This is a genomic window from Nonomuraea pusilla (genome assembly GCF_900109355.1).
In the GTDB taxonomy this organism is placed as follows: Bacteria; Actinomycetota; Actinomycetes; order Streptosporangiales; family Streptosporangiaceae; genus Nonomuraea; species Nonomuraea pusilla.
In genome coordinates this window covers 45,955-67,983 of the sequence record NZ_FOBF01000005.1, presented here as the reverse complement: position 1 = coordinate 67,983, position 22,029 = coordinate 45,955, and the positions used below count along the sequence as shown (strand labels likewise).

Genomic DNA, 22,029 nt, shown 5'->3' with positions numbered 1-22,029 from the left:
CCCCGCACCCATGTCGTTCCGCGCGCTCACGCGGGCGCTGGCGCTGGCCCGGTCCGCCGCACCCGGGCAGATCGCCGCGTACGTGCTGCTGGCGGTCCTCGGCGGGCTCTCGCCGCTGGCCGCCGCCTGGCTGACCAAGCTCCTGATCGACCGGCTGGCCGCCGGGCAGGTGCGGTGGCTCGACGTGGCAGGACCGGCGGCGGCGCTGGCCGCCGTCGGGATCGCCGGCTCGCTCACCCCGCACGCCGTCCGCTACCTGCGGGCCGAGAGCAACCGCCGCGTGAAGCTGCTCGCCACTTCGCGCATCTACGCCGCCGCCGACCGGATCGTGGGCCTCCGTCCCTTCGAGGACCCCACCTTCCAGGACCGCCTCCAGATCGCGAGGACCAGCGGCGTCGGCAGCCCGTGGATGGCGGTGGAAGGCGGGCTGGGGGTGGTGCAGGGGGCGTTCACGGTCGCCGGGTTCGCCGGCACCCTGCTCCTGCTCGGACCCTGGATGGCGGCGGCGGTCCTGCTCGCCGCCGTGCCGGCCGTCCTGGCCGAGCTGGCGCTGAGCCGCCGCCGCGCCGCGATGATCGCCGAGACCGGCCAGGCGGAACGCCGGGAGATCTTCTACGCCAACCTGCTGGTCAACCCGCAGGCCGCCAAGGAGGTGCGGCTGTTCGGCGCGGGCCCGTACCTGTGGAGGCGGATGGCGGCGGAGATCCGGCTCATCCACGCCGCCGGCCGGGGCGTGGACCGGCGGGAGCTCGCGCTCCAGGGCACGCTGGCGGTGCTCGCCGCCGTCGTCGCCGGAGCGCTGCTGCTCGCCGCCGTGCGCTCCGCCGCGTCGGGGACGCTCACCGTCGGGGACGTGGCGCTGGTCGTCGCGGCGGTCGCGGCCGTCCAGAGCGCGCTCGCCGGAGCGGTGGCCGAAGGCGTGTCCGTCCACCAGGCGCTGCTGCTCTTCGGCCACTACCTGGCCGTCGTCGACGCGGGACCCGACCTGCCGGTCAGGCCCGCGCCGCTGCCCGCCCGGCCGCTGCGCAGGGGGCTCGAACTGCGCGACGTCTGGTTCCGGTACGCCGACGACCAGCCCTGGGTGCTGCGCGGCGTGAACCTCGTGCTGCCGCACGGACGGACGACGGCGCTCGTGGGGCTCAACGGCGCGGGCAAGACCACGCTGGTGAAGCTGCTGTGCCGCCTGTACGACCCCACCAGGGGCGCGGTGCTCTGGGACGGCGTCGACCTGCGCGACCTCGACCCGGCAGGCCTGCGGCGCCGCATCCGCGCCGTCTTCCAGGACGCCGTCGCCTACGAGCTCACGGCCGGGGAGAACATCGGCCTCGGCGACGTGACCGCGCTGTCGCACGACGAGCCGTCCGGCCGCGCGCTGTTCGAGCGTGCCCCGATCGAGGCGGCGGCGCGGCAGGCCGGCGTCCACGACGTCCTCGCCGGCCTGCCGAGAGGCTACGACACGATGCTGACCAGGATGTTCTTCTCCGAGGCCGACCGGGCCGACCCGGACACCGGCGTGGTGCTGTCCGGCGGGCAGTGGCAGCGGCTGTCGATCGCGCGGGGGCTCGTCCTCGACCGGCCCGACCTGCTCGTCCTCGACGAGCCCAGCTCCGCGCTGGACGCCGAGGCCGAGCACGAGGTGCACGCCCGCCTGCGCGAGCACCGGCGCGGGCTGACCAGCCTGCTCATCTCGCACCGGCTCGGCGCCGTACGCGAGGCCGACACGATCGTCGTGCTGTCGGACGGGCGGGTCGTGGAGCGCGGCGGCCACGACCGGCTCATGGCGCTGGGCGGGGCGTACGCCAGGCTGTTCGACCTGCAGGCGGCCGGCTACCGTCCGGCGGGGACGGACTTCGCGCGCCGGGCCGGGGACACGACGGAGGACGTCGCATGACGGCGCCCGTCGCCGTCCTGCTGACGCTGCTCGCGCTGCTGCTGCTGGTCCTCGGGTGGGCCATGGCGCGGCGCGGCAGGCGGACCGTCGTGGTCACGGTCAGCGGGCCGAGCATGGAGCCGACTCTGCGGCCCGGCGACCGGGTGCTGGTGCGCCGCACGCCCGGCGTCGTACCGGGACGCGGTGACGTGGTGGTCGTCGAGGAGCCGGGGCCGTGCCGTCCGGGCGACCGTACCGGGGCGGCGGGCACCCGCTGGGTGGTCAAACGGGTCGCCGCCGTCCCCGGCGACCCCGAACCGCCCTACCTGCCCGCGTGGGCGCGGCACCCGTCCGGGCTGGTGCCGGCGGGCCGGCTCGTCCTGCTGGGCGACAACCCGGCGGGCAGCCGCGACTCCCGCCACTACGGCACGGTGCCGGCCTCCCGGGTCCTGGGCCTCGCCACCCCCCGCGGACTCCGGGCACCCCGGTGAACAGCGGGGCCTGACGCGCGTGCGGCCGGCCCGCTTCAGGAGCGCCGGCGGCGGGTGGGGGTGGAGGCGGCGGGGGCGAACAGGTCCGCCAGGTCGTCGATGCGGATCAGCAGCACGGCCGCCACCGCTCCGGTGACGGCCGCGACGGCGGCGCCCGCCGGGTGGACGCCGTCCAGGCTCCCGTCCGCCGTGACCAGCCCCGCCACGGCCACCGCCAGCAGCAGGGCGTTGCGTACGAGGTGGCGGCGGGAGAGCGGCGCGGACGCCGCGCCGAAGCACCGGCAGGCGGTGCTGACGCCGCGCCGTAAGGTCAGGGCGATGGCGGCGCTGAAGCAGGTCAGCAGCACGGCGGCCAGCCCGAAGCCCACCCTGGCCGTCGCGGGCACCGCCACGAGCGGCACCGCCACCGCCTCCGCCATGGCCACGCCCAGCGCGACGAATCGCACGACCCGCTCGCCGGGCCGCCGCCGTTCCGCGCCGCGCAGCGCCTGGGCCGAGGCGGTGAGCAGGGTACGGGTCGCGTACGCGAACTCGTCGAAGGCCGCCCGCCCCCGTAGCTTGCTCGCCGCCGACACGGCGAAGACGAGCGCGAGGATGCAGGCGCAGCCGATCGTCAGATGGTCCACGGGCTCCCCGGCAGCTCGACGACGCCTCCGGCGGGGAACCTGGCGGGCACCCGGCCGCCGGGCGCTCTGATCGCCGACACCATGAGTTTCCCCCTCGCGTGCTCGCGGGTCGCCGTGGCCGAAGACCGACCCGATTATTCGTCCGCCCGTTCGCCCCATCAAGACCGATTCGGGAAACGCCCCTTTCCCGTTCGTCCACCCCTCAGGAAGGCAGCCACGCCGGCCACCACGGCAGGACGCACCCCTCGGGCGTGCCCTCGACGGCGATGTCGTGGAGTATGAGCGCGACCGGCCCCGTCGCCGCCACACCGGCCTGGAGCAGCGCGAGCGGAATCGCGACCCACGCGCGGCCCGCCACCCAGGGCAGCCGCGCGGGCAGGGCGACCACCGGCGACACCGCCCCCGAGAGCAGCGAGACCACCGGCATCACCAGGACCCTGCTCGCTGCCCACGCCATTTCCGCGAACGCCTCCCCGGCGCTCAGGTCACCCAGGCAGTACAGCTGCGCCTGGAACACGAGCCGGATGTCCATGAACGTGCCGAAGGTCGCGCCCGTGACCGTGACGACCAGCGACAGGGCGCAGCCGAGCAGCCAGGCGGAATCGGGCGGGGCGGGGGCTTTCCGTGGGGTCACGGCCGTCATGGAAGCAGGTGGCGGAGGAGTTTCCGCGCGGCTCCGGTGCAGGCGACGTGCGGAGTTCCGGGGGATGCCGTGCAGGCGACGGGCATACGGGACATTCCATGGCGGACTGTTGTCAAACGGCTTAGCGGCTGTTCTACTGCCTGTGGAAAGCGATCTTCCGGGTCGGCACTGACGAGGAGGAGCTGCTGTGGACTTCGCGGTCCTCGGAACCGTCCGCGTCAACGGTCCTGGGGGGCGTGTCCGGCTCAGCGGCAGGCAGCGGGCGGTGGTCAGCGCCTTCCTGCTCCATCCGAACACCACGATCTCGAAGGACCGGCTGGTCGCCGCGCTCTGGGACTCCCCGCCCCGCTCGGCCAGGGCGAACGCGGCGACGTACGTCCACCAGGTGCGCCGCGCGCTCGCCGGGACGGGGCTGAAGCTGCGGACGGAGGGGTCCGGCTACTGCTCGGAGGTGCCGCCGGGGCAGCTCGACCTGCTGGCGTTCGGCGGCGCGGTACGGCGGGCCAGGCTGGAGCGGGCCAGGGGCGACCTGGAGGCGGCCGAACGCGGCTACGCCGCCGCGGTCGCGCTGTGGCGGGGCCGTCCCGCCGAGGACGTCCCGCTCGGCTCGGAGCTGGCGCCGCGCATCGCGGAGCTGGAGGAGCGGTTCGCGGTGGCCCGCTCCGAGTGGATCGACGTGCGGCTCGACCTGGGGCACGCCGATCTGGTGGCCGAGCTGCGCGGTCTGGCCGCCGCCCACCCGTTGAGGGAACGGCTGTGGGAGCAGCTGATGGTGGCGCTGTGCCGCGACGGCAGGCGGGACGAGGCGCTCACCGCCTTCCTGCGGGCGCGCGCCCTGCTGGTCGCGGAGCTGGGCATCGAGCCGGGGCCCGAGCTCAGGCGGCTGCACGCGGCGATCCTCGACGGCGACGACCCGGCACTCCTGCCCGCCCCGCACCCCTCCACGAATCTCCCCGCCCGGCAGCCAGCCCCGTGCCCCTCCGCGATCCTGCCCGCCCCGCACCCCTCCGCGATCCTGCCCGCCACGCAGCCGGCTCCGTGCCCCTTGCCCGTCGTCCGTGCCTCCCTGTGCCAGCTGCCTCCCGACACCGCGGACTTCGTCGGGCGCGCCGACGAGCTGCGCGCCGCGCTCTCCCTGCTGCGCGGCCCCCGCGACCGTCCCGGGCCGCCCGTCGCCGTGGTGTCCGGGCTGCCCGGCGTGGGCAAGACGGCGTTCGCGGTGCGCCTGGCCCACCTGCTGCGCTCCGACTACCGCGACGGCCAGCTCTTCGTCCGCCTGGACGGCCTGCGCTCGGGCGCGCGCGATCCGGGCGAGCTGCTGGGCGGCCTGCTGCGCTCGCTCGGCTTCGACGGCGGCCTGCTGCCCGGCCCGGTGGAGGACCGCGCGCGGCTGCTGCGGCAGCACCTCGCCGACCGGTCGGTGCTCGTCGTGCTGGACGGCGCCCGCGACGAGGCCCAGCTGCGCCACCTCCTGCCCGGCACGCCACGCTGCGCGGTGCTGGTGACGTCGAGGTCGCCGCTGCCCGCGCTGGAAGGCGCCGTACGGATCGTGCTGGGGCCGCCGGGTGAGGACGACGCGAGGCTGCTGCTGGAGCGGGTGGCCGGGCGGGACAGGGTGCGGTCGGCGCCGCGGGCTGCGGCGGAGATCGTGCGTGCCTGCGGCGGGCTGCCGCTCGCGGTCAGGGCGGCCGGGGCCCGTCTGGCCGTGCGGCCCGCCTGGCCGCTGCGGGAGTTCGCGGCGAGGCTGGCCGGTCGCGGGCTGGACGAGCTGGCGGCCGGCGGGCTGAGCGTCCGCGCCGCGTTCGCCGCGAGCTACCGGACGCTGCCCGCGCCGGCCGCGCGGGCCTTCCGGCTGCTGGGGCTGGCCGGGCCCGACGGGGTCACGGTGCGGTCGGCGTCCGCGCTGCTCGGCGTCACCGAGCTGGAGGCGGACGCGGCCCTGGAGACGCTGGCGGCGCACGGGCTGCTCACGTCCACGCAGGCGGACGGCGCCAGGGAGCCCCGCTACCTGCTGCACCGTCTGCTCCGCGAGTACGCCGGGGAGCGGGCCGAGGCGGAGGAGCCGGTCGCGACGCGGCAGGAGGCGGTCGCCCGCCACGTCCGGGCGTGCCTGCGCGAGATCGGGACAGCCGAGCGCGGCCACCCCACCGGCCGCGCCACCCGGGCGGCGGGCGAGCGGGGTCAGTCCTCGGGCGTGCGGCGCACGACGGGGACGTCCTCGCAGCCGGCGAGCCTGGCGGCGCGCCGCGCGAGCCCCGGTGAGGCGGCGTCGGCCACGGCCGAACCGCCTGCCACCGCCACCCACGGGCCGGCGGCCGGCAGCGGGACGGCGAGCGCCGCGTCGAGCGCGGGCCTGGACGGCGGCGGCGTCCTGAGCGCGCTCCACCTGCGCCAGACCAGCCACTGGGCGACGATGAGCGGTCCGAGCACCGTCAGCAGCGGCACCGACCCGCCCACCGTGAGCAGCACGGCGGTGGAGACGGCCAGCAACACCGCCGCGAGTCCCGCGGCCCACGCGCCGGCCCGCCGCCCGTACGCCCTGAACGCCACGACCGGCCAGAGCGACAGCATCAGGCAGTCGCCGAGCCCGATCAGAGCGGGGCTGGGGCCGTAGGCGGTCGCCAGCACCGGGGCGAACGGCAGGCCCTGCATGCGCTGGACGAAGTCCATGGTGAGCGTGCTGAACCCGGTGGCGACGGTGTCGTAGCAGGTGAGCGCGGCGGCCAGGGCGGCCACCTGGGCGGGGGTGATCCCGGCCTGCGCCCAGAGGTTCACCGCGCCGACGACGAGCAGGATCACGCTGACGTCGTTGAGCAGGAGCACCCCGGGCTCCCACCCGGCCAGGTAGGCGGCCACGTCGCCGCCGCACAGCGCGGCGGCGGCGAGCGCGGCGGCGCGCCCGCCGATCGGCTGCGCCAGCGTGAGCTGGGCGAACGTGAACGCCACGATCCCGAAGACGGTCACGACCACGGCGTCGTGCAGGTGCAGGTACGCGAACGGCATCGCCACGAGCGCGACGACCATGAAGGTGATGTCCGAGCGGGTCATCCGGCCGACGGGCGGCCTGGGGATGGCGTAGCGGCGGGCGTAGCCGATGGTCAGCGCGACGGCGAGCCCGACGAGCACGTACAGGGCGAGGGCGGGGGTCGTGAGCGAGGTCATCGCGTTCCCGTCAGGGTGGGGGTGGCGCGTTCGAAGCCGTGTTCCAGCAGGTCGGCGCGGACGCGGCACGGGTGGGGCAGTTCGTCGGGGGTCTCCACCAGGACGATGCCGGTCAGGGGCAGCCCTTCGGCGCGTTCTTCGAGGCGGGCCAGCAGCGCGGAGCGGTCCCCGGCCGCCGCGCCGCCCGCCACCACGTACAGGAGGCCGTCGTCGAGGGCGTGCCGGGTGGGCAGGGGCAGCGCCGGCTCGGCCTGCAGCAGGTCGAGGACGTCGCGGGTGGTCACGCCTCCGGGGCCGGCCCGGCCGAGGAGGCGCGAGGTGGCGGGGATCGCGGCCAGCGCGCAGCCCGGCCGCTCGTCCTCCCGCAGCGCCCTGACGAGGTCACCCGTGACGTACCTGAGCAGCAGGGTGGTGTCGCGGTAGGTCGAGTACGGCGTCACGACCAGCGTGCCGAGCGCGCCGGGGGCCGCGGGTTCGAACGTGACCGGGTCGAGCACCTCCACGAGCCCCTGGTCGGTGGGCAGGTGCAGGTGTCCGTCCGGGCAGACCTGGCCGGTGACGGGCGCGATCTCGGTCATCGAGTAGCCGTCGATCACGGTCGCGCCGAACGCCTCCTCGGCCCTGCGCCTCAGCGCGTCCGTCAGCACCTCTCCGCCGGACCAGATCTCGGTGAGCCGGAAGTCGCGCGCCGTCCACCCGCCCCGTTCCGCCGCCTGGACGAGCGCCGCGAGGTACGAGGCCGTCACGTTCAGATGGGTGATCTGCGGCTCTTTACCCGGTACGTGCAGCGGGGTGGCCAGCCGGTCGAGCGCGGTGTCGGCGTCGATGGTGCCGAGCTGGACGAACGCCGCGCCGGTACGCGTCACCGACCGTTCGGCGATGATCTGGGCGACCGACCGCGAGTTGATGGCGTTGGCCCAGATGTGGTGGGAGCGGACGCCGCCGGTCAGCATCTGCGCCAGCGCCGCCATCGCGGCCATCAGCTCGATCTCGTAGGCGGAGAACCACACCAGGGTGGGCGTGCCGGTCGTCCCCGTGGTCTGGGCGAGGAGGGCGGGCCTGGCCTGGTCGGACACGAAGGCCGCGGGTGTCCCGCGCAGGTCCTGCTTGCGCGTGGGCGGCACGGCGGCGAACGTCTCCGGCGTGACGGACGCGGGGTCGATGCCGTGCTCGCGGAAGAGGGCGCGGTAGAACGGCGTCTCCCCGGCGGCGTGCCGCACGGTCCTGCGCAGCCGCCTCCTCGTGAGGTCGTCCTGGATCTCGGGGTCCTGGCCCGCCAGCATGTCGCCGGCGCCCTCCCCCGGCGAGCCGAACGTCTCAAGGGTCTCGCGCAGGTCGTCGACGAGCGCGGTCACGTCGCGCAGCCGGAACCTCCTGCCCGACATCATCGTCCAGGCGTAGCCGAGCTGGCGGATCGCGGTCGCGAACACGGCCTCTTCCTCCCGTCGCCGTGAAGTTCCCCCGGGAAGGCCTCCCGGGGGAAGGACGCCCTGACGTCAGGCGGCGTGGACGAAGACGGCGGTGGACAGGGCGCTCACGGCGTACTTCGCGTAACGGCGGGCGGTCTTGAGCATGACTTCTCCCTCGTTCTCCGGGCACGCGCGTCGTGCCCGCTGCGATCAACGATGGGAGCCGCCGTTACAGAGGGGATACAGGGCCGATACAGGCCCGGGGCGGTCAGGCGGTGACGAGGCCGCGGACCTGCGCGAGCAGCTCGAACGAGCGCAGCCACGCCTCCCTGTCGGTGGCGGGCGAGGCCACGATCAGCTCGTCGGCCTGCGCGTGCTCGGCGAACCTGTCCAGGTAGTCCTTCACCTCACCGGGCGTGCCGACGGCGGAGTACGTCGTCATCTGCAGGATCTGCCGTCCCGCCGGGGAGTCGAGGACGAGGTCCGCCTCCTCCGGGGTGAAGCGCCGGCCGCGGCCGAGGAGCGTGCTGACGCGGGCCCGCTTGGCCGCGAGGAACTGCTCCTGCGCCCGCTCCTCCGTGTCGGCCGCGATCACGTTCACGCCCGCGATCACGTACGGGCGGTCGAGCTGCTCCGACGGGCGGAACTCACGCCGGTAGAGCGCGACGGCCTCCTCCAGCGCGGTGGGGGCGAAGTGGGAGGCGAACGCGTACGGCAGGCCGAGCGCGGCGGCGAGCTTCGCGCCGAACAGCGACGACCCGAGGATGTACAGCGGCACGTTCGTGCCCTTGCCCGGCGTCGCCTCGATGCCGGGGACGCGTGACTCGCCGGACAGGTAGCCCTGCAGCTCGACGACGTCCTGCGGGAAGTCGTCGGCGGACGACGGGCCGCGGCGCAGGGCGCGCTGGGTCTGCTGGTCGCTGCCCGGGGCGCGGCCGAGGCCGAGGTCGATGCGTCCGGGGTGCAGGGTCGCGAGGGTGCCGAACTGCTCCGCGATGGTCAGCGGGGAGTGGTTGGGCAGCATGACGCCGCCCGCGCCCAGGCGGATCGTCCTGGTCTGGGAGGCGATGTGGGCGATGAGGACGGCCGGCGAGGAGGACGCGATGGTCGGCATGTTGTGGTGCTCGGCGTACCAGATGCGGTGGTAGCCCCACTCCTCGGCGCGCTGCGCCAGCGTGACGCTGGCGCACAGGGCGTCGCTCGCCGTCTCCGCCTCGCCGATGTGCGCCAGGTCGAGGATGGAGATCGGGAGAGCCATGGCGACGGGCCTTTCGCGGGGGACATCCTGACGCGTTGGTGCAACCGCGGCGGCCCGCCGGATATTTCGTTCGATGACGTGAAGGTCCCTCCGGTCGGCGCGGAGGCTCACCGGAGGGACCGGCCCAGGAGGTGACCCGAGTTCAGGACGCAGGAGGATCGCAGTTCACCGGATCGTGGGCCTGCTCCTGCCCGCGATGGCCAGGCCGCTGACGCGGCCGGCGGGCAGGAGCAGGTACGTCCCGCGGCGATCAGCCGGTGTAGGCCGGCTTGGCGGGGCGCGGCTCCTGCGGGGCCGCCGTCGGCCGCTCCGACGGCCGGTCGTCGGACGGCGCCGCGGACGGTGCCGGGGCCGCCGACTCGGAGGGCTTCTTGGGATCGGCCGAGGCCGTGCCCGAGAGCGCGGCGACGCCCACGGCCAGGGCCAGCGCCGCGCAGACGCCGGCGAGCATGGTTCTGATCTTCATGAGGGTTCCTCTGTTTCTTCGGGTAGGGCCTCAGCCCTTGATGACGACCGGGGTGCCGATCGCCAGGTTCTTCGCCATCCAGGTGATGTCGTCGTTGCTGACGCGGACGCAACCGTGGCTGGCCCGCGTGCCGATGGCGGAGGGGCTGTTCGTTCCGTGGATCGCGAGCTGGCCGGGGCCGCCGGCGAAGCTCTTCAACACCGGCGAGAAACCGCTCAGCCCGAAGGCGTAGGCGCCGTAGGCGCCGCCGTCGCCGGTGGGCTTCACCAGCTCGGTGAAGAAGTAGTGTCCTGGAGGCGTCGGCGTTCCCGCTTCGCCTGTCGCGACCTTGCCCGTCCTGACGACGCGGTCGCCGTCGTGGACGGTGAACCTGTACGCCCCGCGATCGATCTCGACACGGTAGGAGGTCTCCGTGAGCGTCACGTCGGCGGCCTTGATCCAGCCCTTGCTGCCGTTCGGCCGGATCGGCAGCAGCACCTGGAGCCACTCGCCCTCGTCGCGTTCCACCAGGAAGACGCGGGTCGCGCCGTAGTCGTTGGGACTCGTGATCGTCCTGTGGGCCGCTCCTTCCTTGTTCCGGTAGATCGCGATCCGTGCCCCCTTGACGCTCGCGATCTTCGATCTGACGCCGCTCGCCGGCTCGGTCCGTGCGGCGGTGCTCGCCGGGTCCGGCTGTACGGCACTGTTCGCGCTGCCCGCGCTGCCCGCGCAGCCGGCCAGCAGGAGGGCGAGCGCCGCCACCACAGCCGTACGAAGCAGGTTGGTTCTCACGCGAGGCAGCCTGGCGGCAGAATGTGTGGAACCTGTTTGCTTGCCATGCGGATCCCGTGTGCCGCCCCTGGCGTGGACATAACCTCGGGCCATGGGCGCGTACGTACTGGTCGCCGAGGACGATCCCAAACAGGCCGAACTGCTCAGGCGCTACCTGGAGCGGGAGGGCTACGAGGCCCGCGTCGTGCACGACGGACGTTCGGCGATCGACGAGGCACGGCAGGGGGATCCCGACCTCGTGCTGCTCGACGTGATGATGCCGAAGGTCGACGGGCTGGACGTCTGCCGGGTGCTGCGCGCCGAGTCGGACCTGCCGATCCTCATGCTGACGGCCAGGTCCACGGAGGACGATCTGCTGCTCGGGCTCGACCTCGGCGCCGACGACTACGTGACCAAGCCGTACAGCCCGCGCGAGCTGATGGCCCGCGTGCGCACGCTGCTGCGCCGTGCGGGCAGGTCACGGGAGACCGGACGGCTGTTCCGCGCGGGCGACCTCGTCGTGGACCCGGTCAGGCACACCGTCACCGCGGCCGGCGCGCCTGTCGAGTGCACGCTCGCCGAGTTCCGGATCATCGAGACGCTGGCCGCCGAGCCGGAACGGGTGTTCACAAGGAAGCAGCTGCTGGAACGCATCCACGGCTTCGACCGGTTCATCACCGAACGCACGGTCGACGTGCACGTGATGAACCTGCGCAGGAAGATCGAGCCTGACCCGCGCCGCCCCGTCCGGCTGCTGACCGTGTACGGCGTCGGCTACAAGCTGACCCAGGCATGAGGTCGCTGTTCGTCAGGCTGCTCACGAGTTCGGCCGTGGTGGCGGTCTGCTCGATCACGGCGACGGCGTGGCTGGCCGCCAGCAGCACCTCTGGCGCCATCCAACGCGAGCAGGGCCAGACGCTGGCCAGCGACGCCCAGATCAACAACACCCTGCTCGGCTACGCCGCCCGCCATCCGGACTGGTCGGGCGTCGCCGCCACCGTACGTGACCTGGCCGCACGCAACAGCCGCCGCATCGCGCTGACCACCGAGAAGGGCACCCTCATCGCGGACTCGGCCGCCGCGGGCACCCCGCTGCCGTCCAGGGTGTCGGCCGTCGTCGACCCGCTGGCCGTGGACGTGACCCTGGTGCCGGGGGCGGCCGAGGACCGCATCGATCCACGCGCGGTGGGCCCCTTCCTGCTGTCCGACCGCGACCGCGCCCGGCTCACGAAGCTCGCCGCCACCTACGCCGGTTGCATGAGACGTACCAGGCAGACCGTGCAGATGACCGTCTCCAACACCGGCAGGCCCTCCGTGACGATCACCGGCGAGGAGATCCCGCGCGAGCCGAGCCCGATGCCGACGCCGATGACGCCCTGCGACGCCGTCAGCTTCAACACGCCGACCCGCACCGAGAAGGCCGCGCTGAAGCAGCTCAATCTCCTGGTCGCCAAGTGTCTGAAGGGCAAGAGCACCGAACGCGGCTCGGTCGGCCTCGACTTCACCTGGGTCTCCAAGGAGAAGCGCCCGGCGCTGCCGGCCGCCGAACCCGCCCAGGCGATCTCCTCCTGCATCGTCGCCGCCCGCAAGGAGCAGCTCGATCCGTACGTCGCCCCGGCCGCCTACCTGTACATCGGTTCCCCCGCGGAGGCCGCCGGCCAGCGCATCCCGCTGCCCTCGATCGCCGGCGCCGCCCTGCTCGTCCTGGTGCTGACCGTGGGGGTGAGCGTCATGGCGGCCAGGCGCCTGGTCGGGCCGGTCAACGCGCTCACCCACGCCGCCCGGCGGATGCGCGACGGGGACAGCTCCGCCCGCGTCCAGATCAGGACCACCGGCGAGATCAGCGAGCTCGCCACGGCGTTCAACGAGATGTCCGAGCACCTACAGCGGATGGAGGAGCAGCGCAAGGCCATGGTCAGCGACGTCTCCCACGAGCTGCGCACCCCGCTGAGCAACCTCAGGGGATGGCTGGAGGCGGCGCAGGACGGCGTCGCCGAGCTGGACCCGGCGCTGATCGCCTCGCTGGTCGAGGAGATCCTGCTGTTGCAGCACATCGTCGACGACCTCCAGGACCTCGCCCTCGCCGACGCGGGCAGGCTCTACCTGCACCTCGAACCCGTCTGCCTCGGCGACCTCCTCGACCAGGTGACCACCGCGCACCGGGGCCGGGCAGAAGCCGCAGGGCTCACCCTGACCACCGAGGTCACGGGCGCCCCCACCCTGATCGCCGCCCCCGTACGGCTCCGCCAGGCCATCGGCAATCTCGTGACCAACTCCCTGCGCTACACGCCGCCCGGCGGGCACATCACGCTGAGCGCCCGCCAGGACGGCGACCACGTGATCATCGAGGTGACCGACACGGGCATCGGCATCCGCGCCGAGCACCTTCCCCACGTCTTCGACCGGTTCTGGCGAGCGGAGAAGTCACGCAACCGCCGCACCGGCGGCAGCGGCCTCGGCCTCGCCATCGTCCGCGACCTCGCCGAGGCGCACGGCGGCACCGCCACGGTCACCAGCACCCCGGGCGTCCGCACCACCTTCACCCTGCGCCTTCCGTCCCGCCCCTGATCGCCTCCCACCTCGACCGCCACGACCGCCACGACCGCCACGACGAGCTCGCCGCCGCGCGTGGTCTCGACGACGACCGTGCCGCCGTCGAGCGCGAAGTTCACAGGAATGAGGACCACCGCGAACTTTCATTCGCCCCCGGCGCCCCGAACACGGCCTCAGAATTCGCCGAAATCGGGGTGAAACTATCCGGTGGGTCCGGACAGGTACAGGGTGTCGGACCCATCGGACGGAGAGCAGGCAGCGTGAGCCACCATGACCGCAAGCAGCGCTTCGAGGTGATCTACGTTGCCAACTACGCCGACATCCTTGCCTACGTCCGGCGACGCACCGACTCCCACGAGGACGCCGCCGACGCCCTCGCCGAGACGTTCGCCACGGCCTGGCGCCGCCTGGACGACATCGCCGAGGGGCGGGACGCGCGCCTGTGGCTGTTCGGCGTGGCCCGCCGCGTGCTGGCCAACGGCCGCCGCGCCGAGTCGCGCCGCAGCGACCTGGTGGAGCGGCTCGGTCACCAGCTCGCCGTGTGGGCGGAGCACACCGAGGCCGGCGAGAGCCGGGCGGGCGTCCAGGAGGCGTTCGCGCGGCTGAGCCCCGGCGATCGGGAGATCCTCGCGCTGGCCGGCTGGGAGGGGCTGCGCCCCGACGAGATCGCCACCGTCCTCGGCTGCTCTCGCGCCAACACCCGGCTGCGGCTGCACCGGGCCCGCAAACGCCTGGCCAGGCACCTGGACGCGGCCGGCGTGGACATGGCCCGCATCGGCCTGCGCGCCGTCGCCATGACGAAGGGGGTCATGTGATGCACGAGATCGACCGCCTGGTGGCCGGCATCGCACCCGATCCCGGCCCCGGCACCACGCCGATCGCCAGGGAGTTGCTGGAGGAGATCACCTCGGTCCCCGTCGCCGAGCGCCCCCATCGCCGTACGTGGCTCGCCCTTCTCCGGCCACCCAGGTGGGCGACCGTGCCCGTCCTGGCCATGCTGGCGGCCCTGCTGTCCTTCGGCGTCGCCCAGACGCCCGCCTCCGCCGCGCTCGACATCGAACTGGTGGACGACCACTACGTGATCACGGTGAAGGACCTGCTGGCCGAGCCCGAGGTGTACCAGCGCGAGCTCAGGGCCAGAGGCCTCGACATCACGCTCAAACTGGTGCCGACCTCCGCGAGCCTGACGGGCCAGATGTTCGTGATCAACGACATGGACCGGTTGAGGTCCGGCAAGCCGGTGCCCGGCGAAGGCCCGATCACCACGATCGACGCCCCGGGACCGTGCGAACGCTTCTCCGGCTGCCCCATCGGGCTGAAGGTGCCGGTCGGCTTCGACAGGAAGGCGAAGATCAGTCTCGGCAGGCGGGCCCTGCCCGGCGAGAGGTACCTGATGCCGCCAGGCATCGCCATGCCCGGCGAGCCTCTGCACTGCGTGGACTACGTCAACAGGAGCGTCGCCGAGGTCTCGGCCCTGCTCCGCGAGCGGGGCGTCACACCGTCGTACATCCAGTACGGCAGGGCCCCCGCCCCCTCGGCCCCCGGCGGCTGGTACGTGCAGGACGGCGTCATGAGCGCCGACGGCCAGGCCCTCCTGCTGGTCGGCGCCGAGCCCGGCACCCAGCGCAGCCCAGTGCGGCAGCCCCGCTGCTGATCCCGGCCCCGCACCAGGAGCTTCCCCGGAACGCGCCCGCTTGGCGCGCGGCTTAGCGCGCGCGGCTCAGCGCCCGCTGAGCGCGCGCCCCCATCACCGCCATGCGTCGTCCTCGGCATGCGCGGGACCCCCGTCATGCCCCACGATCGGATCTCGCTTGCTCACCGCCACCCGTGTGGCGCCGCCCTCGCGGCGCCGCCTAGCCGCCCTCGCCGACCACCGCGTCTTCGCCGTGTCGCTGGCCCTGGCCGCCGCACTGCGGGTGGTGACGATGCTCGGCTACCGCCCCGCCACGCTCTACTGGTACGACTCCTTCACCTATCTCGACACCGCCGTGCACCCGGCCCCGTCGGCGACGTTCCACCCGATCGGCTACCCGTTGCTGCTGCGCGCGCTGCTGCCGTTCCACAGCGTGGAGCTGGTCGCGGCCGTCCAGCACGTCATCGGCCTGGCCACCGGGATACTGCTCTACGCGGTGCTGCGCCGCAGGTCGGCGCCCGGCTGGGTGGCGGTGTCGGCGACGGTGCCGCTGCTGTTCGACGCGTCCTTCCTGCGCCTGGAGCACGCGGTCCTGTCCGACACGCAGTTCATCTTCCTGATCGTCGCCGGGCCGGCCGTGCTGATGTGGTCGCCCCGGCTGTCCGTGCGCGCCGCCGCCGGAGCGGGCCTGCTGTTCGCCGCGGCCACGCTGACCAGGACGATCGCGCTGCCCCTGCTGCTGCTCGTCGTGCTCGTGCTGGCCGTACGGCGCGTGGGACGGCGGCCGCTGGCCGCGCTGGTCCTGGCCGGCGCCCTGCCGCTGGCCGGCTACGCCGCCTGGTACGCCCAGCACCACGGCCGTTTCGCCGTCAGCGGCGCCGACGGCGTCGCCCTGTGGGCCCGCACGATGACCTTCGCCGACTGCGCCCGCGTCCAGCCGCCGCCCGACCTGGCGCGCCTGTGCCCGAACGGGACGGAAGCCGACGCGGCCTCCGAGTACGTGTGGGCCCCCGGGTCCTCGCTCAACCTGCTGCCCGGCGACCGGTTCGCGCACAACGACCTCGCCCGCTCGTTCGCGATCGACGCGATCCTCGCCCAGCCGCTGGACTACCTGGGCGACGTCGTACGAGACACCGCCATCGCCTTCTCCTGGACCCCGATCCCGCACCCCGACCGCACCACCCCGGCGTTCGGCTTCAGGATCGGGCACTGGGAGCTGCCCGACCAACCGCTGATCGACAAGGTCCGACGGGAGTACGACCCGGACGTCCGGGGGCTGTCGTCGGTGTCGCCGTACGCGGACTTCCTCGTCGCCTACCAGTACGCCGCCTACCTGCGCGGCCCGTTCCTGGGGCTGATCCTCCTGCTGGGCGCGGTCGCCGCGGTGCGGCGGCCGCGCGTGGCGGCGATGCCTTGGGCCCTGGCGGTGGGCCTGCTGATCGGCCCGGTCGCGGTCCTGGACTTCGACCACCGGTACGTGCTGCCCGTCATCCCGGTCGCCTGCCTGGCGGCCGCCCTCGCCCATCCCCGGTGCGGGCGGTCGTGAGACGCCCTGGCTAGTACTCCGCGAGGCAGGCTTCGAAGACGGCGGTGAGTCGCTCGACGTCGGCGGGTGTCGGGGGCTCGGGGCCGAGGCGGCGGCGCATCGCGCCGATGCCGAGGAAGACCGCCGTCGCCATGCGCGCCCTCGCGTACGCGTCGGCCCCGGGGAGCTGCGCGGCCAGCGGGTTGAGCACGGCCGAGCGCAGCCGCTCGCCCACCAGTTCGGCGATCTCGGGATGGTTCGCCGAGCGTTCCAGCGTGCGGAGGATCGGGCTCTCCGGGTCGTGGTGCAGGCGCTCCGCGGCGTACTCGGCGAGGCGCCTCGGCAGGGTCGCCGGGTCGCCCTCGAAGACCCTGCGGACGCTCGGCTCTCCGGCCAGCACCGCGCCGAACAGCCCGGCCTTGGACCCGAAGTACCGTCCTACGAGGGCGATGTTCGCCCCCGCGGCCGACGCGATCATGCGTACGGTCACCTGCTCGTAGCCGTGCTCGCCGAACAGCTGCCTCGCCGCGTCCAGTATCCGCCGGCGGGTGGCCTCGCGGTCGCGCGGCCGCGCCTCCGTCACGTGGGCCTCCATCTGGGCCTCCATCACCTGGGCCTCCGTCACCCGGCCCGTGTCATCCGGTCTCCGTCACCCGGCGCCTGTCACCTGGGCGTTCACGCCCGCACTCTACTCAACCCGTACCCACTTGCCGCGCGGCTAGTAAACATGCGTATACTCGAATGCGGAAAAAGGCGTAAGAAGGGGATGTGGTGTCTTGGTAGCCCAGGCACACGCCGCAGCCCCCACGAAACGGCACTACACCCACCGCGAAATCCTCGAAGTCATGTCCGGGCTCATGCTCGCCATGCTCACGTCGATGATTTCGACCTCGGTGGTGGGCACGGCGCTGCCGACGATCGTGGGGGAGCTCGGCGGGCAGGACCAGTACTCATGGGTGGCCTCCGCCACCATGCTGACGATGACGGTCTCCACGCCACTGTGGGGCAAGCTGTCCGACCTGTTCGGACGCAAGCTGCTCTTCCAGACGGCCCTGGGGCTGTTCGTCGCGGCGTCGCTCGTGGCCGGTCTGTCCCAGGACATCGGGCAGCTCATCGCCGCGCGCGCCGTGCAGGGACTCGGAGTGGGCGGCCTGTCGGCGCTCTCCCAGGTCATCCTGGGCGACATCGTCTCCCCCCGCGAGCGCGGGCGCTACTCCGGCTACATGGGCGCCGTCTTCGGCATCTCCACCGTGGCCGGCCCGCTGCTCGGCGGCTTCATCGTGGACACCGACTGGCTCGGCTGGCGCTGGTGCTTCTACGTGGTGGTGCCCTTCGCCGTGATCTCCTTCGCGGTGATCCAGAGGGTGCTGAAGCTGCCCGCGGTCAAGCGCAACACCTCGGTCGACGTCTTCGGCGCGACGACCATCACGGCCAGCGCCACCGCCCTGATGCTCCTGCTGACGCTCGGCGGCCAGGAGTTCGAGTGGAACTCGTTCTGGACGTACTTCCTCGCCGCGATCAGCCTGCTCATGCTGGCACTCGCGGTGCTCGCCGAGCGCATCGCCCGCAACCCGATCCTGCCGCCCAGGCTGTTCCGCAACCGCACGTTCGTGCTCACCAGCGCCGCCTCGCTGTTCGTCGGCATGGCGATGTTCGGCGCGATGATCTACCTGCCGCAGTACCTGCAGATCGTCAAGGGCATGTCCCCCACCAACTCGGGCCTGATGACCCTGCCCATGGTGGTGGCGCTGTTCCTGGCCGGTGTGGTCTCCGGCAAGATCGTGACGCAGACCGGCAAGTGGAAGATCTTCCCGGTGGCGGGCCTGCTCATCGTGGCCGTGGGCCTGTTCCTGCTGTCGCGGCTGCACGTCGACTCCAGCGGGTGGCTCATCGGCTTCGACGTGGCCGTCCTCGGCATCGGACTGGGCCTGTCCATGCAGATGCTCATCCTGGCCGCGCAGAACGGCTCCGAGCTGCGCGACATGGCCGCCACCACGTCCGGCGTGTCGTTCTTCCGTTCGCTCGGCGGCGCGATGGGCGTCTCCGCGTTCGGCGCGATCCTCACCAACCGCCTCAAGGACGAGATGGCCACCATGCTGGCCGAGGCGGGCATCAGGCTGCCCGGCGGCTCGTCGCCGAAGCTGGGCAGCCCGGCCGAGATCCAGAAGCTGGCCGAGCCGATCAAGCACATCGTGCTGGAGTCGTTCACCCGCGGCCTGGAGACGGTCTTCCTGGTCGGCGTCCCCATCGCGCTGATCGGGTTCGTGGCCGCGCTGTTCCTCAAGGAGCTGCCGCTGCGCGCCGCCGCCGGGCCCGCCCCCGACGCCCCCAAGCCACTCAGCAAGGACGACCTCGTCCTGGCCGGCCTGCTGCTCGAACTCGTCGCCCAGCGGGTCGAGCGGGCGGGCGGCGAAGGCTCCGCGCTGCTGTCCGCGGTCGCCAGGATGGCGCCGCCCGACGGCCGCTCCGAGCGCGAACGGGCCAGAACCGTCGCGCAGACCGTGCTGCGGCCGACCTCACGCGCCCTGCTCGCGCAGGCGGCGCCCGCACAGCAACACCTCGTCTCAGGAGGAGTCACCCGATGATTCGCAAATTCGTGGGCACGGTGGCCTCGGTCCTGGCGCTCGTCGCCGGGCTGTGGCTGATGATCGCCCCGTTCGCCCTCGGCACCCAGCCGGAGAACGCCGACTGGACCGACCCCACCACGTCCGAGTTCTTCACCGGGCTCGTCATCGCCGTCGTCGCGCTGGCGGGCGCCCTCGCCTTCGCCGCGTCCATCCACGAGGAGCTGGTCGCGCGCGGGCTGGTGACCGTGCGCCGCAGGCCCGAGCCCGAGCCCGAGCCGGTGCCCGCCGCGCCGCAGGGCGCGTCGTCCGCCGAGCTCGCGAGCCTGCTCGCCCCGCTCGTCGAGGCGCTGCGCGAGGACATGAACAAGACCGCACACGCCGGGGAGCACCGCCAGAACGGCAAGGCCACCCTGGTGGGAGTGGAGGAGAACCGATGAAGGCCAAGCTGGGCGTCTCCGCCCTCGTCCTGCTGTTCCTCGCCGGCCTGTGGCTGGTCGCCGCCCCGTTCGCGGTCGGCTACCAGCCGAGGGGCGCCGCGTACGTGGACGCCACGCTGAACGACCTCTGGCTCGGCGGCTCGCTCGCCGCCGTCTCGTTCGTCGCCCTCGTGGTGTACGCCGCCGACGCCCTGCGTGAGCTGGCCCGGCGCGCCAAGCACGCCGAGAGCTGACGCGGGACGCGACGTGTCGGGCGGCAGCACCGACCCGCGGGAACCACTGCTGGGCAGGAACCCCGCGGGGGAGTTCGAGATCGGCAAGGACGGCGCCGGCCTGCTCGTGGTGGGCTTCGACGGGTCGGCACCGAGCCGCAACGCCCTGGCGTACGCCGCCGGGCTCGCCCGGCGCGACGGCGCGGCGCTGCTCGTCGTGTTCGTCGAGTCGCTCAACAGCGCGACCCTGTGGTTCTTCGCCGGGGCGCCGGTCGTCCCCGACGCCGCGGCCGACCTGACCGAGGACCTCAGGGACGAGCTGAAGGGCGCCGGCGTGCCCTGGCGCTTCGTCAGCGTGCGCGGTGACACCGCCCGTGAGCTGGAGATGCTCGCCGAGAGGTACATGGCGGACGCGATCGTGGTCGGCCGCTCCCGCTCCCCCTGGCACGCGCTGGGCGGGTCGGTGGCGGTCGGCCTGGCGAAACATGCCAGACGTACGGTGCTGATAGTGCCCTGACCTGGTGTGACGTCGCATATGGTGGCGAGATGAAACGTGCAGCCGCCATCGCGTTCGTGGTGCTCGCGTCCGTTTCGTGCGGCGCTACCGAGCCGGTCGCCTCGTCCGCGCCGACCACGCCGGGATCGCCCGCACCGTCGCCCGCGCCGTCGTCCGTCCCGCCGTCCACCGCGACCACGCCGGCCTCTCCGCGGACGCCTTCGCCCACCCGGACGGGTCCGCCGGCGTTCAGCGCCAAGGTCACGAAGATCTCCCGGGACCGCCTGCCGTACTCGTGGCGGCCCGGGTGTCCCGTCCCGTACCAGGATCTCCGGCTCGTCACCATGACGTACTGGGGGTTCGACGACAAGCCGCACACCGGCGAGCTGGTGGTGCGCGACACCGTCACCGACGACGTGGTGACGGTGTTCAGGAAGCTGTACGACTGGCGCTGGCCGATCAGGCAGATGAAGCTCGTCGACGCGTACAAGGCCGACGACTACGCCTCGATCGACGCGGACAACACGTCGGCGTTCAACTGCCGGCGGGCCACGGGGTCGAGCAGCTGGTCGAAGCACTCGTACGGGCAGGCCATCGACCTGAATCCCCTCGAAAACCCATATGTCACGGCAGACGGCGGCACAGCGCACAAAAACGCGAAAAAGTACGCTAGTAGGCCCATGTCGGGCAAAGGTGTGATAAATGCTGGTGACAAGGTGGTGAAGGCCTTCGCGAACGTCGGCTGGGAGTGGGGCGGCTACTGGTCGGGCACGAAGGACTACCAGCACTTCTCCAAGGGCGGAGGCTGAGGCACCCATCATGACGGCCGCATCATGACGGCGAAGGACGGCGACGGCTGGGCCGAGTGCGACCTGGGCCACCGGCACTGGGGGGTGCACGGCGCCTCCGGCCTCCTCCTCGTCCACCACGACGAGCAGGGCCTGCCGCACGTGCTCATGCAGAAACGCTCCTGGTGGAGCCACCACGGCGGCACCTGGGGTCTGCCGGGCGGCGCCCGCGACAGCCACGAGGACGCCGTCGCCGGCGCGCTGCGCGAGGCCCGCGAGGAAGCCGCGCTCGGCCCCGAGGGGCTGCGCGTCCAGGGCGTCTACCTCGACGACCACGGCGGCTGGACGTTCGAGACCGTGATCGCGGAGGCCCCCGTGCTGCTGGCCGCCGCCCCCGCCAACAGCGAGAGCACCGAGCTGCGCTGGCTGCCCCTGCCCGAGGTCGCCACCCGCAGGCTGCACCCCGGCTTCGCCGCCACCTGGTCCGAGATCCAGAACACCATCCGCCCCGAGACCGTCGTGCTCGACGTCGCCAACATCGTCGGCGCGCGTGCCGAGCACGGCTGGTGGAACGACCGGCTGGGCGCCGCCACCCGCCTCCTCGAAGCCGTCGCGGGACGGCGGCTGGAGCACCCGGTGCTGGCCCAGTGGTACCCGCGCCTGGTCGCCGTCGTCGAGGGCGCCGCGAGGAGCGTCCCCGACATCCCGGGCATCCAGGTGGTGGCCGCCACCGGCAGCGGCGACGACGCCGTCGTCGGCGTCGTCCGCCGGGCCAAGCCGTGGGAGCGCGTGCTCGTCGTCACCGCCGACCGCGGGCTGCGCGAGCGCGTCACCGAGCTGGGCGCGGAGACGGTCGGGCCGAGGTGGCTGCTGTCACAGCTCGGCGAGCGGGGCCGGCCTCAGGGACGCTGAGGCGACTCCGCCCCCGCTCCGGGAACGTGCGTCCGGGGCTTGAGGTTGCGGGCACGCTGGGCGGCTTGTTGGGATATGCCGGAATCCTCCTTCGCCTGACCGCACATCCGGGCCACCGCAGCCGCTATCGTGGTGTGCGCACTGGAGGGTTCGCATAGTGGACGAGTGCAGCCGCCTTGAAAGCGGCCAGGTCAGCGATGGCCTCGTGGGTTCGAATCCCACACCCTCCGC

General features: G+C 73.2%; 21 protein-coding genes and 1 tRNA gene. 15 read left to right on the top strand and 7 right to left on the bottom strand.

What is annotated here, in order from left to right:
• The first annotated feature begins 10 nt into the window (after positions 1-10).
• Together BMX74_RS12045 and BMX74_RS12040 are read left to right on the top strand one after the other, a co-directional pair.
• A complete protein-coding gene (locus BMX74_RS12045) occupies positions 11-1,891 on the top strand; it encodes an ABC transporter ATP-binding protein (protein ID WP_055504360.1) in 1,881 nt (626 codons plus the stop codon).
• Positions 1,888-2,361, top strand: a complete 474-nt coding sequence (locus BMX74_RS12040) for a S26 family signal peptidase (RefSeq protein ID WP_091100260.1) — start codon at positions 1,888-1,890, stop codon at positions 2,359-2,361. The genes BMX74_RS12045 and BMX74_RS12040 overlap by 4 nt, the downstream gene beginning before the upstream one ends.
• A 35-nt stretch (positions 2,362-2,396) precedes the next feature.
• On the opposite strand, the gene BMX74_RS12035 is transcribed toward BMX74_RS12040, so the two are convergent.
• On the bottom strand, positions 2,397-2,987 hold the full coding sequence (locus BMX74_RS12035; protein WP_091100257.1) for a MauE/DoxX family redox-associated membrane protein: 591 nt from the start codon (positions 2,985-2,987) through the stop codon (positions 2,397-2,399).
• Positions 2,988-3,189: 202 nt separating this feature from the next.
• A complete protein-coding gene (locus BMX74_RS12030) occupies positions 3,190-3,621 on the bottom strand; it encodes a hypothetical protein (protein WP_143078627.1) in 432 nt (143 codons plus the stop codon).
• 196 nt (positions 3,622-3,817) lie between these two features.
• On the opposite strand from BMX74_RS12030, the gene BMX74_RS12025 reads away from it, so the two are divergent.
• Positions 3,818-6,244 carry a BTAD domain-containing putative transcriptional regulator gene (locus BMX74_RS12025; protein ID WP_091100253.1) on the top strand — a complete coding sequence of 809 codons (2,427 nt, stop codon included), beginning with the start codon at positions 3,818-3,820 and terminating at the stop codon, positions 6,242-6,244.
• A 544-nt stretch (positions 6,245-6,788) separates the two neighbouring features.
• Here BMX74_RS12025 and BMX74_RS12020 read toward each other — a convergent pair.
• The 4 genes from BMX74_RS12020 to BMX74_RS12005 form a co-directional block, all read right to left on the bottom strand.
• The gene (locus tag BMX74_RS12020) at positions 6,789-8,222 is read right to left on the bottom strand and encodes a phenylacetate--CoA ligase family protein (protein WP_091100252.1); all 1,434 of its coding nucleotides are present in this window, start codon (positions 8,220-8,222) and stop codon (positions 6,789-6,791) included.
• A 247-nt stretch (positions 8,223-8,469) separates the two neighbouring features.
• Positions 8,470-9,459 (bottom strand): LLM class flavin-dependent oxidoreductase, encoded by a 990-nt coding sequence (locus BMX74_RS12015; protein WP_091100249.1) that lies wholly within the window; start codon positions 9,457-9,459, stop codon positions 8,470-8,472.
• A 250-nt stretch (positions 9,460-9,709) separates the two neighbouring features.
• Positions 9,710-9,925, bottom strand: a complete 216-nt coding sequence (locus BMX74_RS12010) for a hypothetical protein (protein WP_055504354.1) — start codon at positions 9,923-9,925, stop codon at positions 9,710-9,712.
• Positions 9,926-9,955: 30 nt separating this feature from the next.
• On the bottom strand, positions 9,956-10,696 hold the full coding sequence (locus tag BMX74_RS12005; RefSeq protein WP_256256900.1) for a L,D-transpeptidase: 741 nt from the start codon (positions 10,694-10,696) through the stop codon (positions 9,956-9,958).
• Positions 10,697-10,787: 91 nt separating this feature from the next.
• Between BMX74_RS12005 and BMX74_RS12000 the strand changes: the two genes are divergently transcribed.
• The 5 genes from BMX74_RS12000 (at position 10,788) to BMX74_RS11980 (ending at position 16,407) form a co-directional block, all read left to right on the top strand.
• Positions 10,788-11,471 (top strand): response regulator transcription factor, encoded by a 684-nt coding sequence (locus BMX74_RS12000; RefSeq protein WP_055504353.1) that lies wholly within the window; start codon positions 10,788-10,790, stop codon positions 11,469-11,471.
• Positions 11,468-13,243 (top strand): sensor histidine kinase, encoded by a 1,776-nt coding sequence (locus tag BMX74_RS11995; RefSeq protein WP_091100245.1) that lies wholly within the window; start codon positions 11,468-11,470, stop codon positions 13,241-13,243. Before BMX74_RS12000 ends, BMX74_RS11995 begins: the two co-directional genes overlap by 4 nt.
• A gap of 245 nt (positions 13,244-13,488) precedes the next feature.
• Positions 13,489-14,043, top strand: a complete 555-nt coding sequence (locus BMX74_RS11990; RefSeq protein ID WP_055504351.1) for an RNA polymerase sigma factor — start codon at positions 13,489-13,491, stop codon at positions 14,041-14,043.
• Complete coding sequence (locus tag BMX74_RS11985; protein WP_055505362.1) at positions 14,043-14,882, top strand: hypothetical protein; 840 nt, start codon at positions 14,043-14,045, stop codon at positions 14,880-14,882. Before BMX74_RS11990 ends, BMX74_RS11985 begins: the two co-directional genes overlap by 1 nt.
• A gap of 157 nt (positions 14,883-15,039) precedes the next feature.
• Positions 15,040-16,407, top strand: coding sequence for a hypothetical protein (locus tag BMX74_RS11980; protein ID WP_055504350.1), 1,368 nt, complete (start codon positions 15,040-15,042; stop codon positions 16,405-16,407).
• 10 nt (positions 16,408-16,417) lie between these two features.
• On the opposite strand, the gene BMX74_RS11975 is transcribed toward BMX74_RS11980, so the two are convergent.
• Positions 16,418-16,981 (bottom strand): TetR/AcrR family transcriptional regulator, encoded by a 564-nt coding sequence (locus tag BMX74_RS11975; protein WP_091100729.1) that lies wholly within the window; start codon positions 16,979-16,981, stop codon positions 16,418-16,420.
• Positions 16,982-17,162: 181 nt separating this feature from the next.
• Between BMX74_RS11975 and BMX74_RS11970 the strand changes: the two genes are divergently transcribed.
• The 7 genes from BMX74_RS11970 (at position 17,163) to BMX74_RS11940 (ending at position 22,028) form a co-directional block, all read left to right on the top strand.
• Complete coding sequence (locus tag BMX74_RS11970; RefSeq protein ID WP_091100243.1) at positions 17,163-18,971, top strand: MDR family MFS transporter; 1,809 nt, start codon at positions 17,163-17,165, stop codon at positions 18,969-18,971.
• Entirely contained in the window at positions 18,968-19,390 is a 423-nt protein-coding gene (locus BMX74_RS11965) for a hypothetical protein (RefSeq protein WP_143078626.1), read from the top strand. The genes BMX74_RS11970 and BMX74_RS11965 overlap by 4 nt, the downstream gene beginning before the upstream one ends.
• Complete coding sequence (locus tag BMX74_RS11960) at positions 19,387-19,623, top strand: hypothetical protein (RefSeq protein ID WP_055504347.1); 237 nt, start codon at positions 19,387-19,389, stop codon at positions 19,621-19,623. Before BMX74_RS11965 ends, BMX74_RS11960 begins: the two co-directional genes overlap by 4 nt.
• Before the next feature lie 13 nt (positions 19,624-19,636).
• Positions 19,637-20,119 (top strand): universal stress protein, encoded by a 483-nt coding sequence (locus tag BMX74_RS11955; protein ID WP_055504346.1) that lies wholly within the window; start codon positions 19,637-19,639, stop codon positions 20,117-20,119.
• 29 nt (positions 20,120-20,148) lie between these two features.
• Positions 20,149-20,907: a M15 family metallopeptidase gene (locus BMX74_RS11950; RefSeq protein ID WP_055504345.1), complete on the top strand. Its 759-nt coding sequence runs from the start codon at positions 20,149-20,151 to the stop codon at positions 20,905-20,907.
• Between the two features lie 24 nt (positions 20,908-20,931).
• Positions 20,932-21,798, top strand: a complete 867-nt coding sequence (locus tag BMX74_RS11945; RefSeq protein WP_091100241.1) for an NUDIX hydrolase — start codon at positions 20,932-20,934, stop codon at positions 21,796-21,798.
• 143 nt (positions 21,799-21,941) lie between these two features.
• A tRNA-Ser gene (locus BMX74_RS11940) sits at positions 21,942-22,028 on the top strand.
• The last annotated feature ends 1 nt before the right edge of the window (position 22,029 follow it).